Source organism: Paenibacillus farraposensis (assembly GCF_020736845.1).
In the GTDB taxonomy this organism is placed as follows: Bacteria; Bacillota; Bacilli; order Paenibacillales; family Paenibacillaceae; genus Paenibacillus; species Paenibacillus farraposensis.
Genome location: NZ_JAFFQR010000073.1, coordinates 1 through 7,301 on the forward strand (window position 1 = coordinate 1; position 7,301 = coordinate 7,301).

Consider the following 7,301-nt stretch of genomic DNA (forward strand, 5'->3'; position numbering starts at 1 on the left):
GCCCCCACTTTAGACAGGATTTCAAGCAATAGAGAAGCCTTCAAACCCACTTTAGCGGTGGTTTTGAAGGTTTTTTTATTCACATTTGGTGTATGTAGAAAATAAAATCTTAGACCGGAATTGATGATTCTACAAGGTTTTGGAGCTGGGGAATCGTCAGCCTTTGAGAAATAAGTTTAACAAATAGTTGTCAGAATTCCCGCATCTTTTAAAGTGAGGGATGAATGGCAACGGTCTGATCAACATTGACTCTTACAGCCTAAGAAGATACTATAATAGAATTATTCAGTCGTAAGAAGGAATTTCCAATCATTCGAAAATCGCTTTGGAAAGAGTATTTTTGGTCACGTTTCTATTGCCTGCTTACAACTGGTGGAGCACCCATAGGCGTAATCTACATCGAAAATCAAGGCATGAAAGGATGATAGGAATTGCTGAAAGCCTATAAGTATCGCATCTATCCGAACCATGAACAGCAGCTATATTTTGCAAAAGTGTTCGGTTGTGTTCGATTCATCTACAACAAAATGCTTGCAGATAAGATCGAGCATTATAAGCAAACTGAAACCATGCTCAAGAATACGCCTGCTCAATACAAAAAGGAATTCGACTGGAAATGATAATGTTCAGTTGTGCGATGTTTAAAATTAAAGATCTTTTTGATTGACTAAGAAAATAAAGTATATCAGACTGTCAATACTTCATTAAGCTAACCAAGTTGCATGAAAAGATTCGTAATCAGCGTCAGGACTTCTTGCACAAAGTATCTTCCAAGATGATTAACGAAAACCAAGTCATTGTCATGGAAGACCTTCGAGTAAAGAACATGATGAAGAATCCAAAGCTTGCCAAGGCGATTAGTGAAGTATCCTGGAGCCTGTTCCGTTCAATGCTAGAATATAAAGCGAAGTGGTATGGACGTGATCTGATGATTGCACCTAAGAACTACGCTAGTAGCCAATTATGCTCATGTTGCGGTTACAAAAATGCAGATGTGAAGAATCTTGGCTTGCGTGAATGGACTTGTCCAGAATGCAACGCGCATCACGATAGAGATATAAACGCAGCCAACAACCTTCTGAAACTCGCAATGTAAATTGCATCTGTTGGGATAGGAACTATCCTGTAAGCTTGGGTAAACTTGGAGCGGTTGCTCTATTGACCAAGAAGCACCCACCTCTTAGGTGGCGTGTAGTTCACGGCTGTTTGATTCTTTAGCGAGAGGCGTCTCGCATAACAAGCCAGCACCTGCTCGTACGAAACTTTTCCTAAAAACGAGGACACCACGCCATTGGAATGGCCAATGGGGAAATCACAATAAGGGAGGACGAGGGCTGGCTATATAGTGATCAAGAAAAGGCTCAGCATCCTATAACACTATGTGTAGTTAGAAAATAGTCTTAGGGGAATAAGCATTCAAGAATGAGGACATCATTAGAAATTAATAGTAGATACTAGAAAATCGTGATATAATTGAGGAAACAAAGTAACCGGTGGGAATGACATGGCGAAGCTGCCCTGAGAGGGGGTGACGCTGTGTCACTTGACTTAATCGTGAAGATTCTGGACGTTATGTTAAAGCTGGTCGGTATAGTTGCTGGCCTGAAGACGTTGTTATACGGACAGAAGAAGTCACGTAAAGCTAAGAAAAACCACCGGCGATAGGTTGGGACCTCTATCCGGTGGTTTTTCAATTAACTAATTGGAATTCGCCGTGGTCGCCCACTGGCCTTTGTTAAGTCACGATGGTGAGACATCGTGGCTTTTTTTAATATACTCTATTCATGTATTCATTATACCACATAAGGGGCATTTTATGATCAAACAAGTAAATTATTTTTTACAGATTTTAAAAGGTATAGGTATATTCCAAACTTTAATGTGAAACTTAAGATCAAGTAATTGAAAAGGCTGATGCATCATTGGTATGGTAAATGACACGGCATATAAATGTCGTATTTATTTGCATTAGATATTTAAATCTACGAAATGACTAACATCTCTTTCCTTTTTCAGCTGCGTCCGGAGATAATTTTCCTTCGGTGTTTTTGTACTGCTATGGCCAAGTGTTTCAGCAATATCATCAAGTGAAGCGCCCGCATGCCATGCACTTTGTGCAAAGAAATGCCGGATATAGTGAGGAGTAATTCTTTTATTATCAATAGTTACTAAGCCTGCTGCTAGCATATGGTTTGATAGCATCGTAGAAAGATATGAACGGTTATAGTGTTTACCAAATTTGTTAGGGTAAAATGGGGTTTCATCATCTGGATCTATATCTGTATGAAGGCCGATTCTTTTACGATACTCACGTAATTCACTAAGAACGTATGGCTTGATCAGAGCAATACGCTTTTTTTTGTTCTTTGCATCCGTTGTCAGATAATACTGGCTATTCATGGGATCATATGACAACTGTTTCATCTTTGGGGTGATTACTTCATTAAGCCGCAGGCCAGTGGTAGCTAGCAGTAAAATAAGCGACTTTATCTTTGGATTTTCATTATAATATCGTACAGCTGCTTCAACCGTAGCCGGATCGATAACGCGATGAGGAATTTCCTCTTTATCGATTTTAACCGGCGAGAGTCCCCGTGAAATTTTCTTCTTCAGATACCCTTCTTCAAAGCACCACTCTAAAAAACTTTTTAAAATAGTTATCTTTTTAGAGCGAGTAGTTTTTCGAGGATATTGTTCCTCCAGATGCAATTGGTAATTCTCCATATCATAGCGGCCCAGTTCTCTAATATCATTCTTTTTAAACAAAGAAGGAAGAATAATCAAAAAGTCCAATATTATCGATATATATTCTTTTTTTGTCTGTAGACCACGTTTCTTATCTTTTTGATGTACGTAAAGATATGTCACTCCAATATTTGAAAACAATGAATAGTCATAGTTACCCTGTTGATCCTCATAGAGAGAGGCCCTTTTAGTCAATGTATCATAATATGTATTATCTAGCATATTATCTTTTATTTCTTTAATATTTTCTTCTTTGAGAATAGATATATCTAAATCAAAATTAATAGCAGGATCTACTAAATACAAACATATCACCTCGATACTAGATATTCTTCAGTATTCAAGAAACTACAGACAATGGTGGCACCAAACTCTGTTTTTGGTGATTCTATGCGTTTGGAGTTTTTCATTAATACTTTTATATAGTAGCAGCAAATGATAGAAAGAACAAATAGAGTAGTCAACCTAAAATAATATGCAATTCTTTTGTGTTGGATTCTATTATTGATTTTTATATATCTAATGTTAGTGTATTCAATTATAATTATAATTGAGTATTAAATTCACATTTATTTTCATTAAATATTATATAATTGATCTATCAAATCCTAAATAAGTAACACGATAAATAGAAAGTAGTAGGGAGGATACGACATTGAGCAAGTATCTGGATGTTCAGGAAGTTGCCAATATGCTGGGGGTTACGCCAGCTACCATTTATAAATTAATAAACCATCCAGAAGTGTCGAAAAGGATTGAGCCAGTGAATAGGCTAACTTACAGGGGGGATGGAGGATATCGGTTCAGTGCAGATAGTGTGGAGCTTGTGAAGGACCAAGTAATTAAAAAGGATCTAACAATTGCCGATACTGCAAAATTATTGAACCGCTCTAAAAGTTTTGTTCACGGGCTGATCCAGGAAGGAAAACTGAAAAGCTACGAGGATATCTATCGTGGAAAAAAAACGTTCTTTATTAAAAAAGAGGACTTGGAACAGTACAACAAGGATGTTAAAGAAAAGCCAAAGGGTCTTTGGGAAACGATATATGACAAAAAGACAGGTGTATTTCTTTTTCAGCCGTACTTCAATAACGGTGAATTGGCTAGGGTAATGAGTATTAACAAAAATGGATCCGCCCGAGCGAAAATTATGTTGAAGACAAGCTCGATTGAGTTGACGCTTGAAGAAGCTCTAGAATTAGGATGGAAACCAACATATTTAATAGAAGAAAAAAAACAGGTCACGGCATATGGGTATGCCCGATTTGTCTTCCCTATACCTAGAAGCTTAGATTCGGTAATTTACCAGGTTATAGATGAATTATTTAAGGCTGCAGGACCTTATAACATTCGTGTTAAAACTGATGAGATGTTAGAGGTTGAGATTAAAAAGACGACATTAGCTGGTATAACAGAGACTACAGAACCGGACTTAGTTAATAGATTGAAGACGTTCGTTCATTCCGGTGAAATTGTCCTAGTCCATAATGGTACGGTTATTGATCCAGGTTATTCGTCCATTCTCATGTATCTTCCTCATCAAACTAAGAAGGAATTGTTGTCGGAAGCTGAAAGTAAAGGGATGAAACTACATGATTACTTAACGGAATTTTTTAATAATAAATTTGGGTTGAAATAATCTGATTTTAGTTATATGAAGGGATAAAGCATTGTATTTTTTAAAGCTTTCTTAAGATTGACACCTCTTTACCATGCTCGATTCTTGTTATTATTGGTTTGGATAGGCATTAATGCAATCATATTTGGCATTATAGAGTTTGTTAGCTTTATAGATGATGTTACCAATTGCTAACTAACAATTTCTAATAAGCACCGATGGGTTTCATCTGACTACTGGTTGGGCGCAGGGGGAATAGCATTGGCAATATTTTAAGGTTTATTGACCAAATTGGTAACAAAAAAAGTGATAACTCCAATATATCTTAAGACCTGCTAAAAGTTAGCAGGTCTTTTTTACTGAGCCTTAACTTCATAAGCACGTAAGGATTTTTGGAATTTTTTTGGGAAGATTTCCAATATCGTCTCCAGGAATTCCATCCTTATTGGATAAGGTATTTCCCGTGATCCTTCCTGTAAGCTGTACGTCAATCCATATGCTCATACTGCCTAATGACAGAAATTATTTTAATCCACGCACCCACATGGAGTGCGACTTTATTTTAAAGGTTCTTTAAACCATGTTGTTACTATTTCAATCCACGCACCCACATGGAGTGCGACTACGACGAATACTGCCGTGTAAGTTCTTGTGTGTCCAATTTCAATCCACGCACCCACATGGAGTGCGACTGAAGAATACCGTAAGGAAATCTATTCTGGATTAATTTCAATCCACGCACCCACATGGAGTGCGACTTGCAGAGAGGGACCGGACAATAGCCCAGCTACAAATTTCAATCCACGCACCCACATGGAGTGCGACCAGAAGCTGGGATAGACATCACACGGGATGAAGCTGCTATTTCAATCCACGCACCCACATGGAGTGCGACTTTGACGGTCCGAATTGACGCGTCCTATGGCATATTTCAATCCACGCACCCACATGGAGTGCGACGTGTTTATTAATGTTTTTTGCTAATGAGGCACATAAATTTCAATCCACGCACCCACATGGAGTGCGACAAATCTTCGAAAAGGAAATACTTCCGTTACCTGAAATTTCAATCCACGCACCCACATGGAGTGCGACTCCCCCTTTTATAAGACCTGTGAAGACCGAAGGATTATTTCAATCCACGCACCCACATGGAGTGCGACCTGAATACCATTCGTGTCCATGAGGAAATGGGTGATAATTTCAATCCACGCACCCACATGGAGTGCGACTGCGATACATTCAGAATCACAAGGTTTCGTCAGTTATATTTCAATCCACGCACCCACATGGAGTGCGACAGCGAAAATACAGTAATTCATACCCTAATGATATCAATTTCTCACATTTTCGCAAAAACTGATGCCAAAAAGGCTTGGATCAACCATTGACTTTTACTGAAGATAACTGATTCGGTTGCTTTTCGACAAATTTCGAGGTGCGAAGGACCCGGGGTTTTTATGTGAGCTTCACATTCGCACCATATAAACTCAGTGCACTTTCCAGATCGTAAGTTTCCTTATCCCCTATATGCTCTACTTTCTTTTTGTAGTTATCTTCTAAGTTGTAAAAGCGCAAGTTGTCTTCTTTTTGGTCTATACTTTAAACTTCAAAATGGAATCAAATCCCAAACACATTAATATAGGGATAAATAATCCTATCCTGTTTCATTGTACCATGCCTTCAATACGATTTCCCTCATATCATCCATTTTTCATCATGACAGTTACATTTTCTTTACTGCTGTGCCTGTTAAGGATGTAGCAGGCTGCAGCAGAGGTAGGATCTGTTGTTCCTACTGAGACAAATCTCGCCATGGCGCTCCCGTTCGAGCAACCTATACCACGGCATTCAGCATCTGACGCCGATCTTTGGGCAGACGTCCTCCTTGTTTTTTTCGAGCCGGGGGCAGCAGGGGTTCAAGGAAATTCCATTCTTCATTCGTTAACTCATATCTTCATCTCATATTCCTTATTTTACTGGATTTCTATGAGTTGTACAGTTTGCGTACAGGCCCTAGTAAAGGATTTGTTGCTAAGCGATTTGGTTTGATGTTGAAGGATATGGAGCAGTTTCCGTTGCAGATGGAATTGCCCAAGCCATGATTCAGGGAAAAAGTGAATGGAAGAGAGGAGAGTTGTAACATGGAGACGTGTACGACTCTATTTTCCTAAAGCATGAATTTCTGTTAGTTGGGGAACAGTTTCAAATCTAAAGATGAATACCAATTAATAGGCAAAAGTCTAAATAGTATTCCAGAAAATGATAGATTGTCTGCATCTATTTACTATATTTATGCAGATGATAATAATATAGAAAATTTCCTGACACGTCAAAATACGAAAAAATAAACCGAGTCCATCTCGGTTTATCAGAGTGTCGAGAAGGTCCGGCGGACTTTCCGACACTTTTTTTATTTGGGGAGCCTACTCAACTTTTAAAACAGAAATCGATTTAAAACGATCTGAGACCCACTTTTAATTGGAGAAAAATGAGTTAATTTCAGAAATATACATTGAAAATAACGCATGGGATGGTTCTTTCTGTAAACAAAATCTCTATTCTGACCGATACATACATAAGATGGGCTATTGTTAAATATCCCCTCTTAATTTCAAATTTTGAAAATAAACTTTCATGTTTTTAAGAAGAAAGGGACTATCCCAATGAATTATATGGACGAGCATATTCTAAGTCTCAAACACAAGCTTAATCATGATGTTGCATCTAATAGCGTAAATACGAACCTATCTCAAACCGCTGTACCTAATCAGGCCAACTCCGTTGCTGAAAAAAACACGGTGTTGCGGATAGGTGATGAGCTGATCCCGTTGGAATGGAGAGCGATTCTGGACGGTCAAATGGAGGTTAGCGTTCCGAAATCTTTTAGCCTGATGCCGCTGGAGCAAGCCAAATTTAAATATCCTTCGGAACATCG

4 protein-coding genes, 4 pseudogenes and 1 CRISPR repeat array are annotated in these 7,301 nt (G+C 38.4%); of the genes and pseudogenes, 6 read left to right on the top strand and 2 right to left on the bottom strand.

The window, feature by feature from the left end:
- Positions 1–293 precede the first annotated feature (293 nt).
- The 4 genes and pseudogenes from JO375_RS12545 to JO375_RS24540 form a co-directional block, all read left to right on the top strand.
- A pseudogene (locus tag JO375_RS12545) lies at positions 294–425 on the top strand (transposase); the annotation flags it as partial.
- Between the two features lie 6 nt (positions 426–431).
- Positions 432–620: a helix-turn-helix domain-containing protein gene (locus tag JO375_RS12550; RefSeq protein WP_229524805.1), complete on the top strand. Its 189-nt coding sequence runs from the start codon at positions 432–434 to the stop codon at positions 618–620.
- An 83-nt stretch (positions 621–703) separates the two neighbouring features.
- Positions 704–1,096 (top strand): annotated as a pseudogene (locus JO375_RS12555) (RNA-guided endonuclease TnpB family protein); the annotation flags it as partial.
- A 440-nt stretch (positions 1,097–1,536) separates the two neighbouring features.
- The gene (locus JO375_RS24540) at positions 1,537–1,665 is read left to right on the top strand and encodes a hypothetical protein (protein WP_258297766.1); all 129 of its coding nucleotides are present in this window, start codon (positions 1,537–1,539) and stop codon (positions 1,663–1,665) included.
- A 303-nt stretch (positions 1,666–1,968) separates the two neighbouring features.
- On the opposite strand, the gene JO375_RS12560 is transcribed toward JO375_RS24540, so the two are convergent.
- Positions 1,969–3,051: a tyrosine-type recombinase/integrase gene (locus tag JO375_RS12560; protein ID WP_229524807.1), complete on the bottom strand. Its 1,083-nt coding sequence runs from the start codon at positions 3,049–3,051 to the stop codon at positions 1,969–1,971.
- A 349-nt stretch (positions 3,052–3,400) separates the two neighbouring features.
- Between JO375_RS12560 and JO375_RS12565 the strand changes: the two genes are divergently transcribed.
- Positions 3,401–4,384: a helix-turn-helix domain-containing protein gene (locus JO375_RS12565; RefSeq protein ID WP_229524808.1), complete on the top strand. Its 984-nt coding sequence runs from the start codon at positions 3,401–3,403 to the stop codon at positions 4,382–4,384.
- A gap of 503 nt (positions 4,385–4,887) precedes the next feature.
- Positions 4,888–5,664: a CRISPR direct-repeat array (repeat unit 32 nt; unit sequence ATTTCAATCCACGCACCCACATGGAGTGCGAC).
- A 536-nt stretch (positions 5,665–6,200) separates the two neighbouring features.
- On the opposite strand, the pseudogene JO375_RS25020 reads toward JO375_RS12565, so the two are convergent.
- Positions 6,201–6,299, bottom strand: a pseudogene (locus tag JO375_RS25020) (hypothetical protein); the annotation flags it as partial.
- A 739-nt stretch (positions 6,300–7,038) separates the two neighbouring features.
- Between JO375_RS25020 and JO375_RS12575 the strand changes: the two are divergent.
- Positions 7,039–7,301, top strand: a pseudogene (locus JO375_RS12575) (hypothetical protein); the annotation flags it as partial.